Source organism: Paenibacillus sp. RC67, assembly GCF_030020805.1.
In the GTDB taxonomy this organism is placed as follows: Bacteria; Bacillota; Bacilli; order Paenibacillales; family NBRC-103111; genus Paenibacillus_S.
The window spans coordinates 3,479,529-3,504,057 of record NZ_CP125098.1; the positions used below are offsets into that span (position 1 = coordinate 3,479,529).

19 protein-coding genes and 1 pseudogene are annotated in these 24,529 nt (G+C 43.5%); 16 read left to right on the forward strand and 4 right to left on the reverse strand.

The features are described 5' to 3' along the window. Window positions 1-53: 53 nt before the first annotated feature. Both QMA13_RS15950 and bcbE read right to left on the reverse strand, forming a co-directional pair. Window positions 54-245, reverse strand: a complete 192-nt coding sequence (locus QMA13_RS15950; protein ID WP_481858180.1) for a glycine zipper domain-containing protein — start codon at window positions 243-245, stop codon at window positions 54-56. A 142-nt stretch (window positions 246-387) separates the two neighbouring features. Continuing rightward, window positions 388-1,602, reverse strand: coding sequence for a bacillibactin exporter BcbE (bcbE, locus tag QMA13_RS15955; protein WP_282942559.1), 1,215 nt, complete (start codon window positions 1,600-1,602; stop codon window positions 388-390). A 214-nt stretch (window positions 1,603-1,816) separates the two neighbouring features. Between bcbE and QMA13_RS15960 the strand changes: the two are divergent. Beyond that, window positions 1,817-3,300 (forward strand): annotated as a pseudogene (locus QMA13_RS15960) (MDR family MFS transporter). A gap of 120 nt (window positions 3,301-3,420) precedes the next feature. Here the strand turns inward: QMA13_RS15960 and QMA13_RS15965 are convergent. Further along, the gene (locus QMA13_RS15965; RefSeq protein ID WP_282942560.1) at window positions 3,421-3,888 is read right to left on the reverse strand and encodes an N-acetyltransferase; all 468 of its coding nucleotides are present in this window, start codon (window positions 3,886-3,888) and stop codon (window positions 3,421-3,423) included. Between the two features lie 236 nt (window positions 3,889-4,124). On the opposite strand from QMA13_RS15965, the gene QMA13_RS15970 reads away from it, so the two are divergent. The 6 genes from QMA13_RS15970 to QMA13_RS15995 all read left to right on the forward strand — a co-directional run bounded on the left by QMA13_RS15970 (window position 4,125) and on the right by QMA13_RS15995 (window position 11,115). Further along, window positions 4,125-4,631, forward strand: coding sequence for an RNA polymerase sigma factor SigV (locus QMA13_RS15970; RefSeq protein WP_282942561.1), 507 nt, complete (start codon window positions 4,125-4,127; stop codon window positions 4,629-4,631). Window position 4,632: 1 nt separating this feature from the next. After that, entirely contained in the window at window positions 4,633-5,520 is an 888-nt protein-coding gene (gene rsiV / locus QMA13_RS15975; RefSeq protein ID WP_282942562.1) for an anti-sigma-V factor RsiV, read from the forward strand. 454 nt (window positions 5,521-5,974) lie between these two features. Beyond that, the gene (locus QMA13_RS15980; RefSeq protein ID WP_282942563.1) at window positions 5,975-7,285 is read left to right on the forward strand and encodes an ABC transporter substrate-binding protein; all 1,311 of its coding nucleotides are present in this window, start codon (window positions 5,975-5,977) and stop codon (window positions 7,283-7,285) included. Window positions 7,286-7,508: 223 nt separating this feature from the next. Next, a complete protein-coding gene (locus tag QMA13_RS15985) occupies window positions 7,509-9,035 on the forward strand; it encodes an FAD-dependent oxidoreductase (RefSeq protein ID WP_282942564.1) in 1,527 nt (508 codons plus the stop codon). 34 nt (window positions 9,036-9,069) lie between these two features. Beyond that, entirely contained in the window at window positions 9,070-10,485 is a 1,416-nt protein-coding gene (locus QMA13_RS15990; protein ID WP_282942565.1) for a hypothetical protein, read from the forward strand. Between the two features lie 45 nt (window positions 10,486-10,530). Then, window positions 10,531-11,115, forward strand: a complete 585-nt coding sequence (locus QMA13_RS15995) for a histidine phosphatase family protein (RefSeq protein WP_282942566.1) — start codon at window positions 10,531-10,533, stop codon at window positions 11,113-11,115. Window positions 11,116-11,207: 92 nt separating this feature from the next. Here the strand turns inward: QMA13_RS15995 and QMA13_RS16000 are convergent, their stop codons facing one another. Next, window positions 11,208-12,023: a helix-turn-helix domain-containing protein gene (locus QMA13_RS16000; protein WP_282942567.1), complete on the reverse strand. Its 816-nt coding sequence runs from the start codon at window positions 12,021-12,023 to the stop codon at window positions 11,208-11,210. 238 nt (window positions 12,024-12,261) lie between these two features. On the opposite strand from QMA13_RS16000, the gene QMA13_RS16005 reads away from it, so the two are divergent. The 9 genes from QMA13_RS16005 to QMA13_RS16045 all read left to right on the forward strand — a co-directional run bounded on the left by QMA13_RS16005 (window position 12,262) and on the right by QMA13_RS16045 (window position 24,420). Continuing rightward, on the forward strand, window positions 12,262-13,569 hold the full coding sequence (locus QMA13_RS16005; protein WP_282942568.1) for an ABC transporter substrate-binding protein: 1,308 nt from the start codon (window positions 12,262-12,264) through the stop codon (window positions 13,567-13,569). Between the two features lie 116 nt (window positions 13,570-13,685). Further along, the gene (locus QMA13_RS16010; protein ID WP_282942569.1) at window positions 13,686-14,603 is read left to right on the forward strand and encodes an ArsR/SmtB family transcription factor; all 918 of its coding nucleotides are present in this window, start codon (window positions 13,686-13,688) and stop codon (window positions 14,601-14,603) included. 384 nt (window positions 14,604-14,987) lie between these two features. After that, the gene (locus tag QMA13_RS16015; RefSeq protein WP_282942570.1) at window positions 14,988-16,295 is read left to right on the forward strand and encodes an ABC transporter substrate-binding protein; all 1,308 of its coding nucleotides are present in this window, start codon (window positions 14,988-14,990) and stop codon (window positions 16,293-16,295) included. Between the two features lie 66 nt (window positions 16,296-16,361). Beyond that, window positions 16,362-17,291, forward strand: a complete 930-nt coding sequence (locus tag QMA13_RS16020) for a carbohydrate ABC transporter permease (RefSeq protein ID WP_282942571.1) — start codon at window positions 16,362-16,364, stop codon at window positions 17,289-17,291. A gap of 12 nt (window positions 17,292-17,303) precedes the next feature. Then, window positions 17,304-18,146, forward strand: coding sequence for a carbohydrate ABC transporter permease (locus QMA13_RS16025; protein ID WP_282942572.1), 843 nt, complete (start codon window positions 17,304-17,306; stop codon window positions 18,144-18,146). Window positions 18,147-18,155: 9 nt separating this feature from the next. Then, a complete protein-coding gene (locus QMA13_RS16030; protein ID WP_282942573.1) occupies window positions 18,156-19,151 on the forward strand; it encodes a LacI family DNA-binding transcriptional regulator in 996 nt (331 codons plus the stop codon). A 32-nt stretch (window positions 19,152-19,183) separates the two neighbouring features. Next, window positions 19,184-21,946, forward strand: a complete 2,763-nt coding sequence (locus QMA13_RS16035) for a glycoside hydrolase family 2 protein (protein WP_282942574.1) — start codon at window positions 19,184-19,186, stop codon at window positions 21,944-21,946. Window positions 21,947-22,112: 166 nt separating this feature from the next. After that, complete coding sequence (locus tag QMA13_RS16040) at window positions 22,113-23,801, forward strand: methyl-accepting chemotaxis protein (protein WP_282942575.1); 1,689 nt, start codon at window positions 22,113-22,115, stop codon at window positions 23,799-23,801. 232 nt (window positions 23,802-24,033) lie between these two features. Continuing rightward, the gene (locus QMA13_RS16045; protein WP_282942576.1) at window positions 24,034-24,420 is read left to right on the forward strand and encodes a (2Fe-2S) ferredoxin domain-containing protein; all 387 of its coding nucleotides are present in this window, start codon (window positions 24,034-24,036) and stop codon (window positions 24,418-24,420) included. Window positions 24,421-24,529 lie beyond the last annotated feature (109 nt).

A 24,529-nucleotide genomic window follows, 5' to 3' on the forward strand; every position in this document is an offset into this window, starting at 1 on the left:
GGCCTTCCGTAAGTCGTTATCTTAACCATTAATTTATGTGAGGAGCTTTTCCTCTAGTGATCTTTATTATGTTCGTGGGCAGTATCGGAGTCATCACCAGCTGCTTCGCCAGCTTTGTTACCAACCGCTGCACCTATGATACCACCTGCAACAGTGCCGATTGGCCCCAACATGGAACCCACGATGGCGCCCGCAGCACCACCGCCTACAGTACCTAAAGCTTCACCCGTGTCAACGTCAGCCATTTGGGTCGAGTTGCGGTCAGAACCTTCTTTTCGCTCATGGTTGTTGTTTTTATCCATTTATCTCACTCCCTCATTTGGTATTGGTATGGTACCTATATATATTCTTCTAAGTTCTTCGATTTTATACAACATGGGTTTAAAATTAAGATTGGGTACTACTTGCAGCTTCAGGCTTAATCGCAAATAATGCAACTAGAGCAGCAATCATACACGCGGCAGCAATGGTGTAAAACATGAGAGCGGGAGATATTTTTGCAAGAACAGAGGCTAAGGGAGGACCAACAGCCACACCGATAAATCGCATGGAACTGTAAATAGAAGTAACGGTACCCCTCTGGGCTTTTTCGATACTTTCGGTAATTATCGCATCCAAGCATGGCAAGGCTGCGCCTATTCCGACTCCACCTACACTTGTAAGAAGAATCAGAATTTTTATGGAATGAACAAGCCTACTCAATAGAAGAGTTGCTGTTACTAAAGCTATCCCAATAAAAGTGATCCACTTCATCAGTTTCATGTTTTCTCCAATCTTTCTTCCAGTAATAAAGGACGACAGACATAGAAAAGCTAGAGGGATGGCTAAAATACACCCTTTCATTATTCCATCTATATGATAGACCTCTTCTAAGGTATCGGATAAATAAAACAATACCCCAAAAATAACGAGCATACTAATGCCCCCGATAGTGAATATTGCAAATAACCACCGACCATTATGTTTAAATATTTGCTTTATATTTTTGAGAAAACCGGCAAGAGGAAGTATTTCTTCTTTTGAGTTTTTGGTAGGGGCTTTAACAAGAAATAAAACGAGTAACATGGATATTATGCAGAATACAGGTATAGCAAGAAAGGGCAAAAACCATACAACCAGAGATAAGGCTGATCCTAAAATAGGGCTTAACACTTTGCCAAATGTATTGGCCGTCTCGACAATGCCAAGACTGCTGCTTACATCGTCTTCTTTCTTGAAAATATCGCCAACCAAGGGAAGCACAATTGGAAAAGCGCCTGCGGCTCCAACCCCTTGTAGTAATCGACCTAACATAATAACGGTGTAAGACTGTTCCAGCCACCAAGCCCCTAAGCCTGATAGTAACCCTCCTGCTCCTGTAATCAATAAACTGGGAATAATGATTATTTTTCTACCGAATCGATCGGATAGATAGCCCGCCAGTGGTATTAGGATGATGGCCACAGCAGAATAAATAGTGATCAACAAACTCACCTGAAGAGAGGTTATTCCCAATTTACTACGTATTGCAGGTAGCACTGGAATGAGCATCGAGTTTCCCAAAGTCATAATAAGTGGAATACTTGCGATGGATATCAGATCCCACTTTTTTCCTTCTTCCATATTGCACCTGACCTTCTAAGGAGATAGGGTCCGAACTGCTTATTAGCACAAGGATAATATACTCAAACGAGCAAATATTTATACTCATATCGGAATTATCGGAATTAGCAGAATCAAATCGATTCAACAGGAATGATCAGAAAAGCTTGAGCAATCAGGCTTTTATTATTTGCTTAGAATTTTGTAGAGCACCTCTCTTGTTATTACCGGTCTGATGCTTGGGATTTTTGCGGCGGCTATAGACAATACAATTGTAGCCACTGCCATGGGAACGATCGTGGCCGATCTAGGAGGTCTCGACAAATTCGTTTGGGTGACTTCCGCCTACCTTGTGACAGAAATGGCCGCGATGCCGATTTTCGGCAAACTGTCCGATATGTATGGTAGGAAGCGGTTTTTTATACTCGGTATCGCCTTGTTTTTGCTGGGATCGATCTTATGCGGTACAGCGAATAATATTATTGAGCTAAGCATCTATCGCTGTATACAGGGGATTGGCGGCGGTGCTTTGATGCCAATTGCATTTACGGTTATGTTCGATGTAATACCGAAGGAAAAACGGGGACGTATGGGCGGTTTGTTCGGAGCCATTTTCGGAGCGTCGAGCTTGTTTGGCCCACTGTTAGGTGCATATATTACGGATTACATTCATTGGCGCTGGATTTTTTACATTAATGTGCCGATTGGTTTGATCGCGCTAGCGCTAATCCTTTTCTTCTATCATGAATCGATGGAGCATTCTAAGCAGAGAATTGATTGGTGGGGTGCTGCCAGCCTTGTCAGTTCTATCGTTTGCCTTATGTTTGACTTGAGCTTGGCGGGCAGGAATTTGCATGGGATTCCTCTGTTATTATTGGATTGTTCTCAGCAGCAGCCGTACTTATGGCCGTATTTCTGTTGGTAGAAACCAAGGCCCAGGAACCTATCATCTCATACTCGATGTTTCGGCAGCGGCTGTTTGCCGCAAGCACGATAACCAGTCTTTTTAACGGTGCCGGGTTCATTACCTTCTCGATGTATATCCCAATTTACGTTCAAGGTGTAACCGGAGGATCTGCAACCAATTCGGGACTGATTTTGCTGCCGATGATGTTAAGTTCGGTGGTAGCCTCACAAGTCGGCGGCACGTTCACTGCGAAGACGTCCTACAGGAATATTATGATTTTCTCTGCTATTGTATTTATACTTGGCACGTTCCTGCTCGGTACAATTACTCCGGACACATCCAAATGGTTGCTCAACGTGTATATGATCGTAGCTGGCTTTGGCGGTGGGTTCTCGTTCTCAGTACTTGGAATGGCAGGCATTCATCACTTCGATATGCGCCAAAGAGGCTCGGCGAATTCGACGTTGGCATTCGTCCGTTCGCTCGGCATGACAGTGGGGCTAACGGTGTTCGGTATACTCCAGCGCAACCTGTTGACGGGTAAGTTGAGCAGCGCATTTGGCAGTGGAACTTTCGGCAATACACGCGAGCTGTTGACTCCCGAAAAACGGGCAGCTATTCCAAAGGAAACTATGGATAAAATCGTCGATTTCCTTTCGTCATCGATCTCTACCATGTTTCTGTGGGCGCTTATTCCTGCCGGATTGTCATTTGTAACGATCCTGTTTATGGGAAATGCCCGGATGATTCCAGCCCAGGACCAACAGGAAGGCCCAGACAAAGCGAAAGCTGAGTGGAGCAGCGGGCATTAAGAACGAGCTTTGTGATATTATGAGTAAGGATAAAGCAGTCATGGCGTTTAAGCCTGGCTGCTTTTGTATTTTTTAAAAGGGCTGTTTCTAGAGCCAATGACCTCTTTAGCGTTGCAAATACTACAAACAGCAGATTTTAAAAATCATCGCATTTTCATCGCAATTCGAGAATTTAGAACAATGGATACAGTCCTTCCAGATTTTTGGCATGGGTAGCTTATCCTTATCAACAAGATGAAATCCACATTTTATAAAAAAGTCAACTTGATAAGTAAGCGATAATACAGATTGGATCCCAAGAACCCGAGCTTCATCAAGAACAGCATGAACAAGTTTTTTTCCAATCCCCATGCCAAAATGATTTGCTGAAACTGTAAGCGATCGTACTTCTGCCAGTTCTTTATCTAAAATGTGAAGACTTGCGGTTCCTACTATTTCGCCATCATTCTCAGCAACATAGAAGCATTGGAGATTTTCATATATGGAGCTAAGAGTTCGATGCAGCAGCTTTCCTTCATCAGCGTAGATATTAATGAGTTCAAACATGTATTGAGTATCTCTCATGGTGGCTTTTCGGATTTGAAACATATTAAATGGACACCTCCCAGAAAAAACCAATGTAATAAATATACATAGTAGTGTATATAAATACAATATTATTTTACAAATGTTTCTAATGAAATCAACAATACAATGATAGTAGACTGGTATTCTGCTAGAAAGAGATGCTCAAAAAAATATTTGTTCATTTATAAAACTTTTTGTGGCCCTCCATACGTCTAAATCCTGATAAACACCAGTTACCAAACTGAGAAGGGTAGACCATGTTGAAAAGAAAAACTGAGAATCTGCTGACAAGCTGTATCAACGAGAATAAAGAAAACATCTATAGGCTTGCGTACAGCTACGTCAAAAATAAAGAAGACGCGCTCGATATCGTGCAGGAGTCTATTTATAAAGCCATGATGAATATTGAAGTGTTAAAAAATCCTGATGCCATCAAAAGCTGGTTTTACCGCATCGTAGTGAATACGGCACTGGATTTTTTGCGCATGAATAAGAAGGTTTACTCCATGGACCATGAGATGATTGAGAACTATAGTTCAGGGATAGAGGACGTTTATACGAACATTGATTTAAAAAGAACACTCCAAGATCTGCCGGTGAAATACCGAAGTGTAATCGTACTGAGATATTTTGAAGATATGAAAATTGACGAAGTCGCAGCTGTCCTAAACGAAAATGTGAATACGATAAAGACGCGGCTGTATCAGGCCTTGCTGCTGTTAAGAGTGAAGATGAATGATGAACCTTCAAAGGAGATTAAGTAATATGAACAACAGGTTGGATCCATTGTGGAAAGAATATCAAGAAGTACCTATTCCAGAAGAACTGGATATGATCGTGAGCAAGGCCATTAACCGATCTCTTAAAGCAAGAAGATATAAAAAGGTCAAATTTAAATGGTTAGCGGGTTTCGCTGCGGCGGCCGTCATTTTTGTGCTTATCATTAATGCAAGTACGACAGTGGCCCATGCCTTGTCCTCCATTCCTGTTGTAGACCGCATTATCAAAGTGCTCACACTGAAAGAATATGTGATAAACGAACCTAACTATAATGCAAACATCAAAGTGCCTTCGATCAGCGATTTGGATAACAAAGAACTAGAAGTAGGATTAAATGAAAAATATATGAAAGAAAACAAAGCTCTGTATGACAAGTTTCAGGTGGAAATGAATGATTTAAAAAAAGAAGGCGACGGACATCTGGGACTGGATGCGGGCTATGAAGTGAAGACAGACAATGACAGCATTTTCTCCATTGAACGCTATGTCGTGAAAAGTGCAGGTTCATCTTCTGAGGAAATTCATTTCGATACTATTGATAAGAAGAACCAAATCCTGATAACACTGCCGATGCTCTTCAAGGATGATCAATTCATCCAAGTGATTAGTGATAACATCAAAGAGCAAATGAACAAACAGATGAAGGACGATCCGAATAAGATCTACTGGATTCCGGGGACTAAGGATATACTGCCGACAGATGAGTTCAAGAGCATTAAGAAAGATCAAAGCTTCTATATCAACAATGAAGGCAAGCTTGTCATTGTGTTCAATAAATATGAAGTTGGTCCGGGATATATGGGGGTTGCGAAATTCATTATTCCAACCGATGTCCTATCCAGCAATCTTGTGAGTCATAATTATATTCGATAGAACAAGGACGCTGAATGCGTCTCCAGAATGTCGAGAAACCTGAAAAACTTGAAATATTGCTAGTATGCTCCGGTGGGGTATGCCTCTCCAGCCGCTATTGAAATCTGTGAATTTGATTAGAATTGGCGGTATATTCACGGATTTCAAAGGCGGACGTAAACTCCTCCGAGGCATACCCCACCTACTCATATAGCAAATTTCTCGAAGAAAGGGTTTCTCGACAGACTCGGGACGCTGAATGCGTCCCTTTTTGTTCTGCTCATGGCTGGCGGCATCCTGATCTAGTGATTTAAAATGTAAACGCATCCATAATATGAATAGAATTATGATATTTTTGTATAGCAATCTGTTATAATCTTTCAATTATGATAGGAATGTGCCATGGATCTATTTTACGATATTGTCCGGAAGCTAAAGACAGATGATACCAGATGAAGTTATGGGGGCTAATACAATGAAAAAAAGAAAACGCTTAATAATTTCCTCGATCCTTGCAGCATCTTTATTGACGGTAACCGCATGCGGCAGTGGTGGAGGTTCCAAGGAGTCCACGCCAGCTAAAGTTCAGGATAACGCCAAACGGGATCCGGTCGAAATTACGTTTTATCGTCCGAATAACGCAACAACAGAAGAGCAGTTTATGGATTTGATGGGTACAGCGATCAAAGAGAAATTCCCGTTTGTTACTCCGAAGTTTATCCCGTGGGGGACAGGAACCAAGATGGAAGAGGTTATCTCGGCTGGGGTAGATATGGACATTGTACTTCTTTCCATCGGTTACTATCCACAATTCCAGAACTTGAATTTATCAACTGATTTGACTGAGCTCATCAAGAAGACCAATTATGATACGAACCGTCTGGAAACGACAAATTTTGATTTTATTAAACAATTCGGCAACGGCAAGATCGACTCACTCCCGATTTTTACAACTGCCGAAGTGCTGATGTATAACAAGGATATTTTTGATAAATTTGGTGTATCCTACCCCAAAGAAGGCATGACTTGGGATGACTTGTACGAGCTGTCGAAGCAGGTTTCCCGTTCTGACGCAGGCGTTCAGTACTACGGGTTCTTGACCTCTATTAGCCATATGCTTAACACAAATCAGCTGTCGCTGCCATTTGTCGATGGGAAGACGAATCTGCCGACGATAAATACGGATAAGTACAAACAAATGGCCGAAAATTACGCACGTTTTTATAACATTCCAGGTGCTGAGTTACCGAAAGAAAAGTACGGAAAAGAAGCGGAAATGTTTACAAAAGATAAAAACCTTGCCATGTACGCCTATTTCAATAGCACCATGGTCAACGCTGCAAAGGATATGAATATGGATGCGGTACCGCTCCCGTCATTTAAAGAAGCCCCAGGGGTCGGTTCACAAATGTATTCGACTTTCGCAAGTGTATATAGTAATAGTAAGCATAAGGATGTCGCCTTCGAAATATTGGCTTACTTAACTTCGGATGAAATGCAGGTGAAGTTTGCTAAGGATGGTACGGGTATGCCTATCGTGAAAAATACAAAGCTGCTCGATTCGTTCGGTCAAGACCTCCCGCAGCTGAAAGGCAAAAATATTAAAGCTTTCTACCCGACTAAGCCGGCACCAGTGTCGCCAAGAACAATTTACGATGACCTGTCGTCGAAATATGCTGTTACAGCGCTTAGGGAAGTAGCGCAGAAGGTCAGCGATGCGAATACCGCATTCCGTAAGGCCGAAGAGCAAGCAACGAAGGATATCCAAGCGGCCATGAAAAAGTAACGGCCTCCGTTTAACAGATAGAATCGCTTTTTGAGAATTCATTAGCCTATACGATAAGTATCAATAACCAGCTGCCATGGCAGCTGGTTATTTGTATAATACCGTTTAACCAAATTACGAATTGCAAACGTACAAGAAAGGTAATTGTATTCCAGCACTTAGAAAGGTGAAACAAAGTGCATCCCATATGAAATAATACTGCATGTGCAGGCTTCCCCCTCCTTTGTATAATGAAATAGATCTGAGAAAAGAACGTTGGCTGGCCGCTTCAGAGTTAGAGCAGTCTTCTCGTATACATCCTTATTTGCCCAGCTTACAGTTCATAAAAGAAGGAAGAGGGTACGATATGGAAACGCGTTCAGAAAGACAAGTAATGAAAACGCAAGTGCTTGTTCTTGGTGGTGGTGCCGGAGGAGTGGGTGCAGCAATTTCAGCAGCGCGTGAGGGAGCGGAGACCATTTTAGTGGATCGCCAAGGCTTTTTAGGCGGAAATATGACTATAGGCTTACCTTTACTAGCTTTTTTGGATGCTCAAGGTCGTCAGGTCACAAGAGGTTTACCGCAAGAGATCGTGAATCGTTTGATTGAATTGGGCGGTGCGTTCGGACATAGAGAATGTCCGTTACATAATTCAACTACAGTGATTGACCCTAATTTAATGAAAATCGTTATCTTTGAAAAAATGAAGCAATATGGCGTACGTCCTTTATTGCATTGTGAGATTATTGGAACTAATGTTGATAACGGTGAACTAAAATCAGTTATTTTAAAAGGGAAAGGGAAGGAAATAGAGATATTCGCCGATGTGTTTGTTGATGCGACAGGTGATGGTGATGTTGCATTTATGGCGGGAGCCGAGTATGAAAAGGGGCAATATGCGAATGGAGAAACTCAACCGCCTACGTTAATGTTTACAGTAGGAGGCTTTGATTTAGAGAGATTTATGGATTTCCTAGAAGAGCATCCTGAAGAATTAAAACACGGAACATCCATGAAAATTCGTCCTGGCTATACAGCTGATTTTTTGCGAGCAAGTGAAAATCATGTTTTTGTTGGATTAAAAAACACGATTTCTAAACTCAGAAAAGAAGGAAAGTGCCCTATTGATCGAGACACCATTATTTATATTAACTTGCCTAGAGAAGGATATATTGCGTTAAATTGTATTCGTATACTGAACTTTGATGGTACAAAAATAGAAGAGTTAAGTAGAGGCGAAATCGAATCAAACTTACAAATTATACCACTAATTCAAATGCTAAAAGAAAATATACCCGGTTTTAAACATATTTATTTATCCTCAATAGCACCGTTTTTGGGTATTCGTGAAACACGTCGAATTATAGGCAAGCAAATGATACGCGAAGAGGCTGCTGTCAATGGAGTCATTCCAGAAGACACTATCGCATTAGGTTCCTATATTATTGATATTCATAGTGGTTCAGGAGATTCAACCCTTATTAGATCACTTACAGGTCCTTATGGAATAACGTACGGAGCCACCATTTCTAAAGATGTTAAACGACTAATGTTAAGCGGACGTTGTATAAGTGTGGATCCCGTTGTATTTGGTTCTTCTCGAGTTATGCCTACTTGTATGGCGGTTGGTGAAGGAGTGGGTATTGGTGCTGCTTTAGCTGTACAGCAAAATAGGGCTCCCGAAGATGTAGATGTTCAGACTATAAGGCAAAAATTACGAGAGTATGGAGCCATACTTTCATTAGAAGATGATAGCGTTGTGCAGGCTTAATTAGTATCTATTATCCGATTGGGAGGCGGTCATTTTGCAGGAAGGGCAATTGAGTTTTTGGGGCGGTGTAGGCAAGTCTGGGGGCGTGCAGGTACTTTACGGAAAAGGAAATCAGGCAGTATTATTCGATTTCGGAGTCGAGCATAGCAGTCTTCTCTTTCCTAAACAGCTGACGTTGTATGAACCGGTAGGCGCGACACCTGGGCGCGAGCTTCGTCAATATTTGCTCGGTGGAATGACCGCGCCGATGCTTGAGCTGTACGATCCCGAGCATATTAAAGGACTGGACGCGGCAAAGGTACGGAGGGCTTGGGGAGACAGCGAATTGCCTCAATATGAGAGGATCGCTCTGTTTATCGGACATATGCACACCGATCATATGGCGGTACTTCCTTATGTTCACCCAGATATCCCAGTATACATGAACTTTGACGCTCATTCCTTGTTCCGGGGCATGGTTGCAGGCGGCCATTGCTTGGATACTAAAGCTCAGATAAAGGCATGCGACGATTTGAGCGTCATCGATTTGGGAGAATTTACGATGCAAATTGTCGAGATGGATCATAATGCGACAGGTGCGGCGGGCGTTATTATTGACGATGGCACCCACAAAATCGCTTATACGGGAGATTGGCGCCGTCAAGGCAAGCATCCCGAACGAATTGATCGGTTCATCGATTTGTGCCGCGACAAGCAGATTGATTTGTTGATTACTGAAGGAACACGCCTAACATCCGATCCGTCCGTCGCGCCTTCTTACCAGATGACGGAAGATGAGTTATTGTCCCGCTTCTCGGAAATCGTAGACAATGCGGAAGGGCTTGTATACATGCAGATGTCGCCGCGGGACTTGGAAAGGATGGCCAACATGCTTGCTATTGCTGCAGAGAAGGGACGCAAGATCGCCATGGAGGCTTCACATGCTATCATTTGGTATACTGCGAACCGCGAAGGCTTGCGTATTCTCGAAGGCCATCCCGCCCTTAACGCGGTGATCCGAATCGTCGATGCAACGGTGACGGATGGCATGGCGATTCCTTATGAAACGATCTCTCTGGAAGAAATGGCTGAAAGAAAGAGTGAGTATGTGTACTTCTTCAAATTTCCCGACCTTGCCCATATGATTGAATTGGAAATCCTCGGCGATTTGCAGGAGCGGTCACATTTCATTCAGTCGGATTACAGCGTTAAGCTTGATCATGTCGATGTTGCTAAATTTTTGAAAAAGTATGGTATCACCGGTTATTCCTTGTCCAACGGGGGGCATGCCCATCCCGAGGCGATTTCCGACATGATCGAACAGATTGCGCCCAAAGCGGTAATTACGCTTCACACCCGTTATCCAGAGTCGCAAAACACGAGAGGCATTAAAGCCTATTACCCGAAAAAAGGGGAGACCATCTCGGTGGCTTCCATCATTACAGCCACTGTCGGTGTCGGAAACGAATGATACGGCAGTGGGTTGCACTATAAATTACTAAGGGAGAACAATTTGATGACCACGATTACTTTCGTTAGACATGGCATTACCGATCATAATATTGAGCAGAGAGCTCAGGGACACACTCAAAATCCGCTGAATGAGACAGGGAGAGTACAAGCGGCATTAGTTGCGAGGAGACTCTCTGATGAGCCGTGGGATGTATTTATTTCCAGCGATTTAAAGCGAGCGCGCGAAACAGCCGAAATTATTTCCGATGCGACAGGCAAACCCGTCGATTTCTTCGATGAACGGTTAAGGGAAATGGACAGAGGCAAGATTGCCGATACGATTGAATCGGAGAGGATCGAGCGGTGGGGAACCAATTGGAGATTGCTTGATATGGGTCAAGAAACCCATGAGTCGATGCGGTCCCGTGGGATGAGATTTATTGAGGATATCGCTTCGCAGTTTGAAGACAAGAAGATTCTCGTCGTTACTCATGGTTATTTTCTGGGTCAAACCTTAAAGGAGCTGATGAAGGACGAGTCTACCGGAAACGACATGAGCAATACTTCCGTAACGACTATTGAGAATAACGGTGAGCAGTGGGAGTATTTGCTATATGATTGCGTCAAACATCTGGAAAATAATGACTAAGAAAAAGTGTAGGAGCCGATCACCATTCTACTATGACGACCGGCTCTTTTTAGTCAGCTATAATCGCTCGCCACGCGGCAATCTGAAGAGAACTATACCCGATTCTGTTCTCGATATTTTGTTGGGCTCATGCCCATGTTTTGAGCAAACACGCGGCTTAAATAAAAGCCGTTCTCATAACCGCAGCTGGTGGCGATTTGATTCAGAGTCAAATCCGTATCAAGCAGCAATCCGGCTGCTTTACGGATTCGTAATGATTTAACGAAATCCGATGGGGTCATGCGGAATGATTTCCGGAACCGACGTGTAAACTGAACGTGACTAAGTCCAAGCAAACTGGAAAGCTCGCTCATCCCGAATGGGATATGGGCATGCTGGTACAGCCATTCTGCTGCCCGGTTCATAAGCGTATCCTCCGAATCCGCTAGTCGTGCCAACTCATCCTGCTGATGCTCACCTTCCCACACCTCGCAAGTGAGCTGCCATATATCATTTAGAATCATTTGTTTACGCAAGGCTCTTCGCGGATCGACCGAGAGATGCAGCTTGCGTAAATAGGCGAAATTTGAAGCGAGCCGTTTGCGGTCCGTCGGGTGCGATTTGACAGATGGCAGCAATGACGCGAGCTCCGTCTGCTGTCTGCCGGCAAACTCGAAGCCTATAAGATGAAGTTCCAATGGCGACACCATTTCACGATGGAACATAGACCCCGGCGGACAGTAAATAAGCTCCCCAGCGCCTATTTCACCGCACTCCGCTCCTATCCGAAACCGGAATTTGCCCGATTCAACTACAAACAGCATCCAAATGGGATAGGAATCCAAGTTCAGTTCAAACTTCTCCTTGCGTTCGAAATATGTATGTGAACACATTATTAACGACTGTTCCCACAATGCTGAAGCATCCATAGATGCATCGGCTCCTTTATCGAAATAAAGTATATTGTACTTGAACTAATACTGCATGTTCAATAAATATTTTTCTGTGTAGGATGAAATAGATTACGAGGTTTTAAATCGATCCTTTGCAGTACGATAAGGAAGCGAATTAAGGACTAAATGTTAGAAAGCGATTACATTTCTTGCGCGTGGACCCGAATTTCAAGATTCAGTAAGAATAATGATCAAGAGAAGGGATGGATTAACGTTGAAAACTTGGAAAACGTTCATAGCACTATCCTTGATGATTATTGCAGCAGGCTGCGGGGAGGATGAAGCGGGGCAAAAGATCTCTAGCGAACAAACACAACCTCCCCTGGCAAAAGTCGTAGATACGACGCCCGTTACGCTTAAGTTTGCCGTTCATTTGCCCATAACCGAAGAATTCAAGCGGCTCTATATCGAGCCGGTCGCCAAGAAATACCCCCTTATTACGTTGGAACTTGTAAGTGCCAATTCATTTAAGACATATGATCAGTTGATTGCGGCTGGTGAGCTTCCAGACCTCTACATCTCGTTTAACGGTAACATGCCAGGGTTAAAAGAGCGTGGGCTTAATATGGATATGAAAGCACTCTTTCAACAAAATAAAGTAGACTTGAGCCGATTCACACAAAACTATCTGGACGATATTCAATACGCCGCAACCGAAAAAGGCGAATTATATGGTTTGCCGATAGAGGCGGGATTTCATGCACTCTATTATAACAAGGAAATTTTCGATAAATTTGGCGTCCCTTATCCTCATGACGGAATGACTATGGAGGATGCCTTGGAGCTTGCCAAGAAGCTGACAAGGGTCGATAACGGTGTTCAATATCGTGGTTGGGACTTAGGGAGCATCGTGAGAATGGCTCAACCTCTTGGACTGGAATATTTGGACCATAAAACGGAGAAGGCGATAATATCAAGTGAAGGCTGGAAACGCGTGTTCGAATTAGGGAAGCAAATTTATTCGATCCCTGGCAACGAACCGTCGAAAGATCCGAATAAGAACAGAGTGAATGGATTCATCAAGGATCGCACGATTGCTATGCTGAATGAAACCAACTTGTTCTCACGGCTTAAAGAGGCGGAGCAAGAGGGGCTTAATTGGGATGTCGTGCAGCATCCGTTCTACAAGGATGTGCCGAATGTATATGGAAATTCGACCGTCTATATGGTAGGAGCGGTCCCGACAACCAAACACATGGATCAAGTGCTACAGGTGATCGAGGTGTTAACCTCCGATGAAGTCCAGATGAACGTCTCCAAAGCAGGCAGCGTATCTCCGCTTAAGAACGAGGCCATACAGAAAGCGTTCGGGCAGAACGATCCTTCCTTGAACAATAAAAACGTTACAGGTATTGTAAAAAGCAAGCCTGTCAAATACCCGATCTACTTATATAGAGAAATCGCCGAACCTCTTACTACGAAAAAGTTTGATGATTTCCTGAAAGACTCTGGCGATGTGAACACGGTGTTGAGAGAGCTTGATGAGGAAATTAATAAAGCAGTTCAAATTGAAAAGAAATAAAGTGCAGCTGCTGACTTCCTTTTTCCTTTTGGAATAACTTCCTTTATTTTAGTATCATTAATATAATAAATAGAAGCAGCCCAAAAGGTAGAGCAAGAGGAGGGAACTATAACTTTATGCTAGAGCTAACGATAGATGAACCCGATCGCCTGATTAAAGTCGCCCATGCTTTATCTTCGGAAATACGAATTAATATCCTAAAACTATTAAACAATCAAAATGAAAACATAGTGGAAATTGCAGAAAAGTTAAACTTGCCGGTATCAACAGTCGCCTCGAATGTGAAAGTAATGGAAGAGGCGGGCATTATTATGACGGAAATCCGGAGAGCCTCTAGAGGAACCATGAAGGTTTGTACAAGAACCTTTGATGATATCCATTTGAACCTTAATATGAATGTCAGCTACAATAATCCCAACTGTTACCAAATTGATATGCCCGTAGGGTTTTACACGGATTGTGAAATTCATCCGACATGCGGGATGATAAATAATAATGGCGTGTGCAAGCCTGACGATGAACCCTCTGCTTTTTTTCATCCTAACCGAATGTCAGCGCAAATGATCTGGTTTCGTCGCGGATTCGTAGAGTACAAATTTCCTACGTTGACGGTACCGAATGCCAAAATTCAATCCGTCCAATTTTCCATGGAGTTGTGTTCGGAAGCTCCGAGGTATGATCACAACTGGCCTTCGGATATTACTGTTTGGATCAACCGTAAAGAGATAGGCGTATGGACCTGTCCGGGAGATTTCGGAGATCGAAGAGGGAAATTAAACCCTCAGTGGTTTCCAGACAATCACACGCAGTACGGCTTGTTAAAAACATGGAAGGTAGATGCTTCAGGCAGTTATCTAGACGATGTTAAAATATCGGATGTAACCTTGCATGACCTTCAACTGGAAAAGAAGCAATCGATTCAATTTCGGGTAGGCAACATGCCCAATGCGGAACATATAGGCGGAATAAACCTTTTCGGAAAAGATTTTGGCGATCATAATCAGGATATCATCATGAGAATTATTTATACTTAAAAGCTAGGGCCTGAGATCCACTTTAAGTGGTATCGAAGGTCTTTTTTTGTCATATCGTTGAACTTGGGATTGTAAAAGATGCTTCAGATTAGTCATTCATTACGGATATTATGTAATAAACAAAAAAACGAGAAAATACCGTTGACACTTTGGAATTCCTTGGGTAATGTTGTATTAACGATACCGGGAACGTTAACATGAACGTTAATTACACTACATCGACCGGTTCACCAAACCAATGCGAAGGAGGCCTATCATTCCAAAAGGTGTCATTCTTTAAAAGGCTTCATTGTAAGCGGATACAATTGAATGGCTATTCGAGGTGTACCATGCACATTAATCAAGCTTGAACGGATAATTTATTTTAGAATTGGAGGAGTTAATGTGAAACATCCAAAGATTTTAACGTTATCTTCTATGAGTATTATCCTTGCATCTTCGCTTTTATTAAATGCATGCTCCAGTGCTGGCACCAAGAACAATAATGATAGCGCTTCTAAAGATGGAAAAGTAACTCTCACTTACTGGAACTTGTTTGGTGGCGGCGATGGTGAAAACATGAATCAAATGGTAAAAAAATTCAATGAAGAGTATAAGGATAAGATAGAGGTCAAGGCATTAACCCAGGACTGGGGGCAATATTATACGAAGCTGCAAACGGCTGTTGCAGGTGGGGTAGCTCCCGATGTAGGTATTTCGCACACATCCAAATTATCCGAAATGGTGAGCTTAGGAATCATCGAGCCTATGGATTCTTATGCCAAAGCCAGTGCAGTCGACTGGAGTGGTTACAATCAGAATATATTGAACGCAACCGTGTTTGATGGCAAGCATTATGCACTGCCCTTGGATGCGCATCCATTCATCTTGTACTATAACAAGAAAATATTGAAAGGGATGAATTTGCTAAGCGATGATGGTAAGTTGAAGATGGATCCTGGTGCTGACGGATTTATGGGCTTTTTAACAAAAGTGAAGCAAAATGCGCCTCAAGGCGTTTACCCGATGCTGCTATCCTCCAGCGGTGAGGATCCTTATCGGCTTTGGTGGGCTTTCTACAACCAGTTGAATGGACCTGGCCTGTTGGACTCTTCAGGGAAAAAAGCTACATTTAACAACGCTCAAGGTAAAAAAGCCGCAGAATACACTCTCAAGCTCTTCGATAGCGGACTTGTACCGAAAAACTTCCAGGATATTGGAACTGCGTTCCAAGCGGGCAAAGCAGCACTGCTGCCTTCCGGCGTATGGTTTACCAGTACGCTTGAAGCTACGCAAGGATTGGAATTTGGTGCGATTCCTCTTCCTCAAATTTTTGATAAGCCCGCTACTTGGATAGATTCTCATACTTTAATTATTCCTGTGCAGAAAAAAAATAAAGACCCGAAAAAAATCGAAGCGTCGATGACCTTTGCCAAATGGATATCGGAACACGGCGCAATGTGGGCAAAAGCAGGCCATATCCCAGCTTCGACTGCTGCTGTACAATCCCAGGAATTCAAGAGCATGCCGCTTCGCTCTGATTATCTCAAGGCTGCCAATGACGGTGTATATCTGCCGAACTCTCCGAAAATGTGGCCGGCAAAAGATCAGCTGGTTCAAGCGCTGGATGCGATTTGGGCAGGTAAAGAACCGGTGGATAAAGGTTTGGAGAAAGCCGTGCAAAGTGTCGAAAAAATTTTGTCACAACCCTAAATTCGTATTCTAGCGGGGTTACAGCCGTAACCCCAAAAACCCCAATCTGATATTGGAGGTCATAACATGAATGGGGCGTCGACGATCGCAGATCCACAGCCTTCCAGTGCAACACGAACGAAAAGAAAAGTCAATTGGTATAACGAGTGGTTGGGCTCGGCATTTATAGCTCCGTATTTTATATTCTTCATTATTTTTTCTTTGGTCCCTATATTCTATGGGTTATGGGTAAGCTTTCACAAATGGACTTTGGTAGGGAAAGATCATTTTGTCGGTTTAGATAATTATATTTACGCGATCCAAGATGTTGATTTTTGGTTATCGCTATGGCATACAACCTTGTTCGTATTGATCTCTACCCCTGTTTTAGTTCTTATTCCATTCGTGCTCGCTCTATTGATTGACCAGAAGATAAAGGGAAGAACGATCCTTAGAACCGTTTTTTTTACACCTAATATTTTATCGGTATCGGTTGTTAGCAGCGTTTGGATTTTTGTACTTAAGCCCTATAACGGTCTATTGAATCATATCTTGCACACCGTTGGCATTGAAAAAGAATTATTCTGGCTGAGTGAGCCCGGGTTGGCATGGGTTTCCATTGTGATTATTACGCTATGGTGGACCCAAGGCTTTAATATGATGATTTATCTAGCAGGCTTACAGGACATCCCGACCGAGCATTATGAAGCGGCCACTATCGATGGAGCCAATCATTGGCAAAAACTCAAGTACATCACATTGCCAGCCATGAGGGGAATTTTTGTACTGATAACGGTGCTTCAAGTCATTGGATCATTTAAAATATTCGGTCAAGTATGGCTCGTTACTCGAGGGGGACCTGGTAATCAGACCCGAACCATGATCCAGTATATTTATGAGACCGGCTTCTCAGCCAATGATTTGGGACGCGCTACAGCGATGTCATTTATTTTCTTCCTGATTTTGATCACTTTTTCGTTTTTGCAATTTAAGTTTTTTAGCGGAAATAAAGATTGAGGAGAAAACTTAATGAACGAATACGCAGGAAGCCGAAGATTGACCGTTGGGAAAGTACTCCTTTATGCATTCGGATATGCCTTAGCTATTGGTATTGCTTTTCCGGTTGCTTGGATGATTGCTACGTCATTTAAGCCGCAGGGCAGCTTGGTCGCTGAATTAAGCCAAAGATTCTCGCCACCGTTTTCATTTGACAACTACGTCTATATTTTTGAAAACGCGCCTGTGTTGAAGTGGACAATGAACAGCTTGATCGTTTCATGCATCATACCTATTTGCAGCTTGACGCTCGGTTCGTTGGCCGCATTTGCGCTTTCTCGGATCGACTTCAGCTATAGAAAAATTGCTTTCTGGGTCATTCTTGGCGGTATGATGATCCCTGGAGAGGCGACGATCATCTCGCTCTATATCGTTGCCAATGGTATGAATATTCTAGATACGTATTTTGCGCTCATTTTGCCTTCCTTAGCTGGTCCGCTAGGCGTGCTTGTCTTGAAGCAGTTTTTTGACGGCATTCCTGGTGAACTGGTGGAAGCGGCTAAAATCGACGGCTGCAGTATGTTTCGCATTTGGTGGAATATGTTTCTTCCTCTATCCAAGCCGGTGCTTGCTTCCTTGATGATTTTTGCATTCTTAGGCTCCTGGAATGATTTCTTGTGGCCATTCTTATCCATTACATCGGAAGACCTTATGACCTTGCCTGTGGGTATCCCGTTCTTCAACAGCTCCTATACACAGGACGAGACACTGCCTATGACGATCAACGCATATGCTTCAATACCGATTATTATCGTGTTCATCATTTTCCAAAAATATATTGTCAAAGGCATTACACTTTCAGGAATCAAAGGCTGAGGCCATCCTATGAAAATTAGACTAAAGGACATCGCTTTAAAAACAGGGTTCAGCATAAATACAGTTTCACGAGCTCTGCAGAACAAAGACGATATTGCGAAGGAAACGAGAGTAACCATTCTCAATGTCGCACAGGAAATGGGCTATATCCCGAACGGGCTAGCCAGTGGATTAAGATCAGGTTTGACGAGAACGATCGCCGTCATCCTTAGCGATGTGGCGAATCCTTTCTTTGCCATCATGACAAGATTTATAGAGATATCCGCCAGAAAAAACAATTATGCCGTCTTTGTGCTCAATAGTGGAGAGAATCAGGAGCTGGAGGAACAGGCTATTAGCATTGCCATGAATAAAGGTGTTGACGGAATCATCCTGTTCCCCGTTCAAGAGTCTAATCGAAGTCTTATTCTGCTGAACCAGGCGAAGATTCCGTACGTTCTTATCGGAAGGCATTTTGAAGAGGAGCGTACGGACTATCTAATCACGGATGATGTGAATGGTGGTTTTCTGGCAACGGAGCATTTACTTAGTAAGGGCTCGAAGCAAATACTACTGCTGAACGGGCCTAGTCATCTGTCCTGTGCAAGAGAAAGAGAGGAGGGGTATAGAAGGGCGCTTGCCGCTTACGGGGTTGATTACAAGCCGGAGCTTGTCATCCGACATGAAATCACGCATGGAAATACGTATTCCTTGATGAAACAAATCATTCTAAACAGATGCGATTTTACGGGTATTTTTGCATTCAGCGATGTCGTTGCTTGGGAAGCCATCTATGCTCTACAGGAAGCGGGAATTCAAGTTCCGGAGCAAATGAAAGTTGTAGGGTACGATAACATCCAATCCCAATTGTATTATCCGTTTCCCTTAACAACCATTCATATTTCCAAAGAAAATATCGCTCATAGAGCCGTTGAGATCATTTTGAAAAAAATAAAGGGAGAGGCAGAGCACGAGTATTATGAGGAAATGTTCGAGACCACATTAATCGTGCGCGCCAGTTGTTAAAACCATACTAAATAAGAAGGCAGTGATTGATAATGACATTTATTGAAACTGAAAAAAACACTCCTAACCAAATCACAAGACCGGAATATCCGCGGCCTGACTGGCAAAGACATGATTGGCTTAATTTGAATGGCAGCTGGGATTTTATGTTCGATAGCAAGGATAATGGCATTACGGAAGAGTGGTATTTAGCCAATGGGCCGGCATTCACGCAGCAGATTCAAGTCCCTTTTTCTTGGGTCAGTCCTCTATCAGGCATTGGAGAAGACGTAAAAGGAATTGCTTGGTACAGCAAAACGATCCGTTGGAAGCCTCAGCAGAAGGAAGATCGAGTGTTTATCCTATTTGGTGCGGTTGATTACCGTTGTGAGTTATGGGTCAATCAAATAGAGATTGGGACTCATGATGGCGGTTACGGCAGCTTTGAATTCGATGTGACGAATGCATGGAGGCCTGAGGAGGACAATCGTATTGTTCTGCGCGTTCAAGATGACGATGGGGCTTACCAAACGCGCGGAAAACAAGGCTATGGCGAGCTTCGTGGCATTTGGCAGACGGTTTGGCTGGAGTCAAGACCGCAAAATTATATCGCTTCAGCACGGTTCGTTACGCGTATTGACGGGACTGTTGAAGTTAAAGGCGCGATTCAGGCAGATCGCCCGGGGAGTGCAGAGCTTCGTTTTCTTTTCGATAACGGGACGATAGATCATTCTATGTCATTGGAGCTGACTCAAGGCAATAATCCATTCCAAACATCATTTCAAGTGGAATCACCGAGCCTGTGGAGTCCGGAATCGCCTTTTCTGTATGAAGGAACGTTAGAGCTTCGTAATGAATCCGCAGATAGTGGAGAGGATAGGATTTCGACCTATTTTGGTATTCGTGAAATCGGGAGCTCCAAGTTTGATGGTCGGGATTATCAATGGATTACATTAAACGGAGAACCTGTATTTCTGAATGGAACATTGGATCAATCGTTTGTCCCGGATGGTTACTTCACTTTCCCGAGTGAGGATTTTATTCGAGATGAGATTTGGAGATTGAAGCGATTGGGTCTGAATTTTGTGCGTATTCATATCAAGCCGGAGGAGCCAGTCAAGCTTTATTGGGCTGATAAGCTAGGTGTACTGGTCATGGAGGATATGCCTTGTTTTTGGGGTGAACCGGATGAGATCGCGAGAACAGCCTACGAAAGAGAAGCAAAAGAAATTATCGAGCGGGATTTCAATCATCCTTCGATTATATCCTGGGTTGTGTTTAATGAAACCTGGGGACTGTTCACTAAAGAGGAGTCAGGGAAACGACAGTACCTTACGGAGACGCAGGAATGGGTACGATCTGTGTATCAATGGGCAAAGCAGGAAGATCCGACAAGGCTGGTGGAGGATAACTCCCCTTGCAACCACGATCATGTAGAAACCGATCTGAATACCTGGCATTTTTATCTTAATGGTTACGAGACCGTTCGCAATCATGTACAGGAAGTGGTGGATAAGACGTATCCAGGCTCGTCATTTAATTACATTGGCGGCAATGTTCAGAGCGACGCTCCTCTCATGAACAGCGAGTGCGGGGCCGTGTGGGGAATTGAGGGCAGCGCTGGGGATAGCGATCTAGCCTGGCACTACCGGTACATGATTAATGAATTCCGCAGGCACGATAAACTATGTGGATTTATTTTTACCGAATTTCATGACGTTATTAATGAATTTAACGGTTATTACAGGATGGACCGACAAGAGAAGGATTTTGGTTACGGCGAGTTCTGCCCGGGGATGAGTTTGCAAGATTTGCATTCACCGGATTTTATCGTTATCGATGGGCCACCATGCCAAACGGTTAGTCCCGGTGAAGATATAGAAGTCCCTCTACTTGCATCCAGCTATTCCGGACGTTATCATGGACAGTCCTTGCAGCTGAAGTGGGAGTTATATTACGACAGTCTTGAAGGGAAAACAATAGCCGGGATGGGAGAGCTTGAGATTGCATGGGACGGCTATGGAGTACGCCCCTTGGAGACAGTGCAGTTGAAGATGCCGCAGGTTGATGCGGTTGCTGTACTTGCTGTTGTTCTTCAAACGACGGAGGGGACCGTCATTACGCGTAACTTTATTACGTTCGATGTCCAGAGCGGTGATTCAAATGGAGTTTATGCCGTTGAAGGAGAATGGCTAAGCATTCGCCCAGCAGCTTACACATCGGCTCAGTGGGATTTTGAATGGAAGGCGTTATTTGAACAGAAAGTGAACGGTGGTGGGGCAGGATTTTTTGAGTATGAAATCTCTTTACCTGAGAATAATAACACTTCTTCGGTAGGGGAAATCGAAGTGCTTTTCGAAGCCGGGGCTAAAGTCGTGCTCGGTAAAGATAAAGAGATGATTACCGCCAAACCGCATGATATATCCTATATGCATGGCGCGAAGATGGACCCGGGTATGAATATCAACTCATACTTCATGACGGACGAAAGCTATCATCCATCTTATGTTGATGTTTCGGTGGATGGAGAATATCTTCGCAAGCTTTATTTGCAGGACGATCCAGCGGACAGTCGGGGCGTGCTATCCTGGCATTATCAAGCTGATGACCGCAAGCTGGAAGAGGCCGGTTCATACGGTTATCTACAGCGGATCCTTATCCCAAGCCGAATCGTTGCCCGTATTCTAGATAAGGGCAGCTTCACTATGCGGCTTTCCGTGTCTGAGGGCACAGTTGAAGGCGAGGCAGGCGGGCTCGCTATTTATGGCCGTAATTCGGGACGTTATCCGATCGACATTATTATTCGCTGGAAGTAATACTGAAAGGTTTAAATACATTAATTACCAAATGCTCCTTTGAACAGAGAAATCTGTTTTAGGGGGCTTTTTCTATTTTTTAACACAATCTTAACAAGCTGTGAGGTAAAATATGTATGGCAGTATATAGTCTTTTAGTACTAATTAAGACTCGGGGGTCTACAACATGAAATTATCCATTGGTAAACAAATTGTCATCGGCTTTCTAATTGCTCCGCTTTTGCTTGGTGTTATTGGGGGGATGTCTTATCGTTATTTACAGACGGTCAATGAATCGTATAACGCGCTGGTTGAAGTTCAGGCACGAGCTGCATTCGATTCTCATGTCATTCAGTTCGATGCGGCTCAGCAGATGAACTTCCTTAACGCCTACTTTGTAGTTAATGAGAGTCAATATCTGGAAGGGTTTCAATCGACGAATAGAGATTTGAATGACTTGGTCGGTAAAGTGTCCAATAATTTGTCGGAGGAAGGGCAAGCTTCAGTTAAGGAAATTGCCTTGCTGAATAAGAAGCTGCAGACACAGGCAGATAAGGTTGTAGCTCTGTTGAAGACTAACCCAAAAGAAGCTCAGAAGCTCATCAGTTCAGAAGTGCTTCCTACCGGTTCGGAGATCAAGAATGTGTCTAAGACGGTCGTTGACCAGCAAGAGAAATTGATGAATGAAGCATATCAAAAGAATGCGCAGCTTGTAGAGTCCACACGTCAAATGATAGTCATTGCCAGCGCAGCGGCCATTCTTATTGCCCTTACATTCGGTATGATATTGGCTGCCCGCATCTCTCGTCCGTTAGCATTAGTCAGCCGACAGCTAAAAGAAATAGCAGAGGGAGAAGGAGATCTGACTCGACAGATTGTAATCAAATCTAAAGGTGAATTCGGAGAGTTGGCAGCCTCCTTCAATCTAATGGTACATAAGCTTAGAGATCTTATTCAGCAGGTCGGCAACCATGCAGAGCAATTCGCTTCGCATTCCACCCGTTTAAATTCAAGTGCAGTAGAAACCGGGGAAGCCTCAGAACGAATTGCATCCACAGTGCAGGAAGTAGCGGCAGGGTCGGAGAAGCAGCATTCTAGCGTAGAAGAAAGCTCACGCATCATGGATGTGATCTCTGGACATGCCGAACAAATTGCCGTAAAGTCCAGTCATATGTCCTTAGCCGTAGACCATGCGAAGGAAGCCGCCATTCAGGGCCATGACGCTATAAGAACTGCCATGAAACAAATGACAGAGGTTCATGAGGTGATGGCTGCGATGAAGCAAGTGGTCGATGGACTTCAGGAGAGGTCTATGGAGATCGAGAAATCGATTCAACTCATTACCGACATAGCCCGCAGGACGAATCTCCTCGCTTTGAATGCAGGGATCGAATCGGCACGCGCAGGCGAACAAGGCAGGGGATTTGCCGTTGTCGCAGGAGAAGTGCGGACGTTGGCTAGTCAATCAGCGCAATCTGCAGGTACTATATTAGAGTTAATTGAGTCTATCCGAGAGGAAACTCAGAAAGCGGCGATGTTGATGAATACGAGTACGAAGGTTGTTGATTCCGGATTGCAGGACGTGAACCATGCGGGTGCATCGTTCAGTTTTATCGTTCAATCGATCACGGAGATCGATCAGGAAATGACAGAAGTAACTGAAGTGACTTGCCGTATGGAAGCGGACACAGTCCACGTCGCTCAAGCCATCCATGCGATTGCCGAGGTTGCAGCAGCGAATGCAAACGGTACACAAAATATTCTTGCATCGACAAAGGAACAGTTGACATCGATGGGACATATTACAGGCTCGATCCGGCATTTAAGTGAAATGGCAGGTCAATTGCATCAATCTATCGATCGATTTAAAGTATAGCCTGGAGAAATGTTACGATTCCGCTCTCAGCAAGCAATCACCCGTTACTGAAAATTGACAGAAAGTGATTTAGCAGTTATGTTTTAGCGTAGATACTGCCAAGATGAGGGAATCCATCCTAGTTAGTTAACGATCTTCCTAATGCGTTCATTACGAGGATAGTTGAGCATAGTTTAGAGAGATACATAGTTTGAACTCATTTTTATGTTGTCATTTGATAAGGGGGAATGAAATGTCAACTTGGGATTTATCGAAGACAAAGCATCATGTTTTGATCTGTAATGGAGGAAGCTGCTTGCGTAACCAAGGTGATGAAGTCACTTTAGCAATACGTGCGGAAATCGCATTGCAAGGGGCTGAAGATTATATTCATACAACTAGAACGAAGTGCAATGGTCGCTGCGAGGATGCATGTGTCGTTATTGTATACCCAGAAGGAACCTGGTATAAAGGAATGACTCCGGAAACTGCAGAGATGCTTGTTAGGGAGCATTTACTTCATGGTAATCCGCTCCAGGAACAAAAGTCCTACTATTTTGATAATCAACGATTTAATCCAACTGGTAACGGGGCGAAAGGCGTGCTGCGAGCAGCGGCTGTCCACAAGAAAACGATATAAAACTTGTCCTAATATTAACTCTATTCATCAAGCTAACACGGGCATTCTTACCTTAATTTCTATTGAGGTGAGGGTGTCTTTTTTATATGCACCAGAAGAATAGCAGTAA

Coding starts and splice junctions, on each gene's coding strand:
- QMA13_RS15950 (WP_481858180.1), bottom strand. CDS start 245: ATGGCTGACGTTGACACGGGTGAAGCTTTAGGTACTGTAGGCGGTGGT.
- bcbE (WP_282942559.1), bottom strand. CDS start 1,602: ATGGAAGAAGGAAAAAAGTGGGATCTGATATCCATCGCAAGTATTCCA.
- QMA13_RS15965 (WP_282942560.1), bottom strand. CDS start 3,888: ATGTTTCAAATCCGAAAAGCCACCATGAGAGATACTCAATACATGTTT.
- QMA13_RS15970 (WP_282942561.1), top strand. CDS start 4,125: ATGTTGAAAAGAAAAACTGAGAATCTGCTGACAAGCTGTATCAACGAG.
- rsiV (WP_282942562.1), top strand. CDS start 4,633: ATGAACAACAGGTTGGATCCATTGTGGAAAGAATATCAAGAAGTACCT.
- QMA13_RS15980 (WP_282942563.1), top strand. CDS start 5,975: ATGAAAAAAAGAAAACGCTTAATAATTTCCTCGATCCTTGCAGCATCT.
- QMA13_RS15995 (WP_282942566.1), top strand. CDS start 10,531: ATGACCACGATTACTTTCGTTAGACATGGCATTACCGATCATAATATT.
- QMA13_RS16000 (WP_282942567.1), bottom strand. CDS start 12,023: ATGGATGCTTCAGCATTGTGGGAACAGTCGTTAATAATGTGTTCACAT.
- QMA13_RS16010 (WP_282942569.1), top strand. CDS start 13,686: ATGCTAGAGCTAACGATAGATGAACCCGATCGCCTGATTAAAGTCGCC.
- QMA13_RS16020 (WP_282942571.1), top strand. CDS start 16,362: ATGAATGGGGCGTCGACGATCGCAGATCCACAGCCTTCCAGTGCAACA.
- QMA13_RS16025 (WP_282942572.1), top strand. CDS start 17,304: ATGAACGAATACGCAGGAAGCCGAAGATTGACCGTTGGGAAAGTACTC.
- QMA13_RS16030 (WP_282942573.1), top strand. CDS start 18,156: ATGAAAATTAGACTAAAGGACATCGCTTTAAAAACAGGGTTCAGCATA.
- QMA13_RS16035 (WP_282942574.1), top strand. CDS start 19,184: ATGACATTTATTGAAACTGAAAAAAACACTCCTAACCAAATCACAAGA.
- QMA13_RS16040 (WP_282942575.1), top strand. CDS start 22,113: ATGAAATTATCCATTGGTAAACAAATTGTCATCGGCTTTCTAATTGCT.
- QMA13_RS16045 (WP_282942576.1), top strand. CDS start 24,034: ATGTCAACTTGGGATTTATCGAAGACAAAGCATCATGTTTTGATCTGT.